Origin of the sequence: Pseudomonas sp. Ant30-3 (genome assembly GCF_000690905.1) — a bacterium.
GTDB lineage: Bacteria > Pseudomonadota > Gammaproteobacteria > Pseudomonadales > Pseudomonadaceae > Aquipseudomonas.
Genome location: NZ_JMCL01000171.1, coordinates 1 through 751, shown reverse-complemented (window position 1 = coordinate 751; position 751 = coordinate 1). Strand labels below are relative to the sequence as shown.

Annotated in this window: 1 pseudogene; it reads right to left on the bottom strand. The window is 68.0% G+C overall.

The features are described from left to right. A pseudogene (locus DU29_RS0127985) lies at positions 1 to 751 on the bottom strand (type VI secretion protein); the annotation flags it as partial.

Sequence of the window (751 nt, the reverse complement as noted above, 5' to 3'; positions counted from 1 at the left end):
TCCGCGTCGGCATGCACGGCCCAGGTGCCGGGCTGCGTCTCGTCAGCCAGGCCCAGGCGCTGCAAGCGTTGGAGTCGGCCGATCAGCAGCAGCCGCTGGCGTTGCAGGCGGGGCTCATTGAAGCGCTCGATCTGCACCCGGCCATCCTCGCCGGCCTCACGCTGCAATGTGCGGTCGAGGCTCGTCCACCGCTCCTGTTCCACCTCGCGCTGCAAGGTCTGCTGAATCTCCAGTTCGGTGCGCGGCCCCAGCCATTCCGTCGCCAGTTCGGCGGCGCGATGGCGGAAGCCGTGGGCGATGTAGTCGCCCGCGATGATGAGGTCTTTGCCGGTGTCGTCGCGCCCGCGCACGATCAGGTGGGTGTGCGGGTTGTCGGTGTTCCAGTGATCGACTGCCACCCAATCCAGCCGCGTCCCCAGGTCGGCTTCCATCCGGTTCACCAGATGCCGGGTGTAGGTGCGCAACTCCTCAAGCTCGGCACCGTCTTCCGGTGAGACGATGAAGCGGAAATGGTGCCGGTCGTCGTCGGCCCGCTCCTTGAAGGCATCGAGGTCGGCATCGTCAATCTGCGGCCCGTAGGCCCGGCCCGGTTCGCCATCGCGGCCGGCGCCGTCGCGCTCGATGTAGCGCAGGTGCTTGGCGAGCGACTGCGGGCTGGCGTTGCGTTGATTGACCAGTAGGGTCTTGATGGTCACGCGCCGCGACATGGACGTCAGCTTCGCCCCGGCGAAGCGCGCCGCCGTATGGCCGC